Origin of the sequence: Streptacidiphilus pinicola, assembly GCF_003258295.1 — a bacterium.
GTDB lineage: Bacteria > Actinomycetota > Actinomycetes > Streptomycetales > Streptomycetaceae > Streptacidiphilus > Streptacidiphilus pinicola.
In genome coordinates, this window is record NZ_QKYN01000188.1 from 1 (window position 1) to 2505 (window position 2505).

Here is a 2505-nt window from a genome sequence, read left to right on the forward strand (position 1 = left end):
ACGAGATCCCGCCCTGCGCGGGCGCCCGCGCAGGGCGGGATCTCGTCGGCGTGGCCGGGGGGAGTGCCGGGGCGTCAGCCCGGTGAGGGCGAGCGAGCGGTGGGTACTCCTGCCGGTACCGGCGTCGGGGCCGGGGGCGATCCGCGAGTGCCCGCGCAGGCGGGGAGCGGGCTGGAGCCGGCGCGCGTCGCGTCCGCGCTCCCGCCGGGCGATCCGTGGATCCTCGCGCTGCTCGGCACCCCGCCCGCCGGGGCGCAGCCCGGCCAGGCGCAGTTGCGGGTCCTCGGACCGGTGGAGCTGGTCGGCGCGAAGGGGCCGGTCGAGCCCGCCTGGCGGGCGGGCCTGGTGGAGGTGGCCGCGCGGCGCGAGCTCGGCCCCGCGCAGGGCGCGTACGTCTCCGCCGACGCGATCGGCCGACTGCGCGAGTGGCTCGGCGACGGACCGGGCGGACGGCCCGTCAACCTGCGCTGCGACTGGGAGGACTTCCAGGCCCTCCGCGCCCGCGGCCTCACGGACGTCGGCCCCAACGGCGACACCGCTCTCGCCCGCGCGCTCGCGCTCGTGCGGGGAGCCCCCTTCGCCGAGGCCGCCTACCCGTGGGCGGAGCCGCTGCGCGCCGGAATGACCGCCGCCGTCGTGGACGTCGCACACGAACTGACCCTGCGTCGCCTGCGCGCCCGCGACCACCGGGGCGCGGAGGCCGCCGCCTACCGGGGTCTGGTCGCCGAGCCGGACGCGGAACTGCTGCTGCGCGATCTCGTCCTGCTCTACGCCGACGCCGCGGACAGCCCGCAACTGCAGCGCACCGTCGCACGCTTGGAGACCAAGGCGGCGCGGACCGGCCTGCCGCCCGAGCCCGAGACCGCCGCGCTGCTCGACGAGCTGAGGTCCCCGGTGATCGATCCGCTCTCGCGCCGGTAGGGTGGCGGGGACCGGACAGGCACTGAGGCGTCCGGCGCGAGCGACGACTGCGGGGTGGAGATGAGCGGGGGAGACGGGCTGCGGGGGCGTGTTCTCGTCATCGACGGGGGCAGTGGCCGTGCCGCGCGCCGGTTCCCGCCGCGCGAGGGGCGCCCCGCACCCAACCTGACGCGCATTCTCGCGGCGATAGCCCCGCAGGTGCTGCTCGCGGCCGACGGCGTCGACAGCGTTCTGCTGCCCTCCGCCGTCGATGCCGACGCGATCCGCGAACACCTGCGGGCCGCCGCCCGCCACACCGGTCCGCTGCTCATCCACATCGGCGGCCACCTCGTGCGCGACCGCCGTACCGGCTCGCTCTCTGTCGAGTTGGACCAGGGCCGGCTGCCCTGGCGGACGCTGGAGGAGGAGCTGCGGCTGCGGCCGATGCAGTACGGCACCCTCGTCATCGGCGACCTCAGCGCCGAGCCGGACGCGCTGCCGCAGTTGCGCGTGCTGCCCTCGCCGCTGGGGGCGGGCCTGCCGCTGTGGGCGTCCGTCAGCCCGGACCCGCAGCAGGTCGGCACCTTCACCCGCGCGCTGGTCGAGGCGCTGCACGGCGGACGCCCCGGTGCGGGGGAGCGGCTGACGCCGGAGCAGCTGCAGCAGCAGGTCCACACCGTGCTGCGCCCGGAGACGCAGATCGTCATCTCGCACGCGCCGGGCTGGCAGCTCTTCCGCAACACCTCGCGCCGGCTCGGCGCGACGCTCGTCGACCCGTCGCTGCCTTCCGCGGACCAGACGGCCCAGCTGCCGCTCGTCGACCCGGACGCCCCCTTCCCCGTCTCCCTGGGCGCGCCGGTCCCGCAGGCGCCGATGCCGGCGACCGCGACGCCGCAGATGCCGGTGCCGGTGCCTGCACCCCAGCCCGCGCCCGCGCCTGGCACGGTGCCGCCGGTGATGCCCCGACCTGTGGTGACGCAGCGCTCGCCGGAGACGGTCACGATCGAGCTGCCGATGCCGCCCGCGTACCTCGGGGCCGCGCCGCTCCACCACGATCTGCCCGCCGACGTCGCGCCGTTCGACATGCCGCCGCTGCCGCAGCACGCGCCGACCATCCACCTCCCGCAGACCCCGACGCCGGTGGAGGACGACCTCACCGCCTACCGGGACGCCATCGGCGCGATCGTCGCGGCCGCGGACGCGGGCGAGCACGCCCGCGCCGTGCGCGAGAGCATCGCGCTGGAGCGCAGCGCGGTGGACCAGCACGGCACGGACAGCGAGCCGGTGCTGAAGCTCCGCCAGGTCCGCGCGCACGTCACCCGACTCGCCGGCCTCCAGCGCGAGGCGGCGCTGCTCTACCGCGACGTCGCGCTCAGCCTGCTGGACAGCCGCGGCGCGGACGACCCGGAGACCCGCCAGGCCGCGGCCAACGCGGAGGCCTGCTGGCGCGCGATCGAGGACGACGCCGACGCCCGCCGCCTCGGTCCCGACATCCTCCGCCTGCGCCAGGCCGTCCCGGACCCCCGCCGCACCGCCGCCGTCGAACGCCACCTCGCCCGCCTCCGTGGCGAGCCCCTCCCCACGACCCCGCCCACCCCGGAGGAC

The 2505-nt window shown here is 77.4% G+C and carries 2 protein-coding genes; both read left to right on the forward strand.

Annotated features, from left to right (window positions below):
* Window positions 1–147 precede the first annotated feature (147 nt).
* Entirely contained in the window at window positions 148–921 is a 774-nt protein-coding gene (locus tag DN069_RS35595) for a bacterial transcriptional activator domain-containing protein (RefSeq protein WP_111507395.1), read from the forward strand.
* A gap of 60 nt (window positions 922–981) precedes the next feature.
* Window positions 982–2505, forward strand: a 1524-nt coding sequence (locus tag DN069_RS42535; RefSeq protein ID WP_133260154.1) for a hypothetical protein, incomplete at its 3' end; no start/stop codon positions are given.